Source organism: Marinomonas sp. TW1 (assembly GCF_001625355.1).
In the GTDB taxonomy this organism is placed as follows: Bacteria; Pseudomonadota; Gammaproteobacteria; order Pseudomonadales; family Marinomonadaceae; genus Marinomonas.
This window is the reverse complement of the sequence record NZ_JSEE01000060.1, coordinates 1-220: the sequence shown is the minus strand read 5'-3', so window position 1 is coordinate 220 and position 220 is coordinate 1. Positions and strand designations below refer to the sequence as shown.

Here is a 220-nt window from a genome sequence, read left to right as displayed (position 1 = left end):
TTTGCTCTGTTAACCAAAACACGCGAATACGTTGCTTGGATCTTTAACAATTCATTTTGAAATAACGTGGATCAAGGTTAAACCGGATCGTATTATGTGTCTTTTAGCTGTTGTCAGCTAAAAACTACTTTGGTGTTATATGGTCAAGCCTCACGAGCAATTAGTATTGGTTAGCTCAATGCCTCACAGCACTTACACACCCAACCTATCAACGTCGTAG

Annotated in this window: 1 rRNA gene; it reads right to left on the bottom strand. The window is 39.5% G+C overall.

Annotated features, from left to right (window positions below):
- Nucleotides 1-139: 139 nt before the first annotated feature.
- A 23S ribosomal RNA gene (locus OA79_RS17895) occupies nt 140-220 on the bottom strand; the annotation flags it as partial.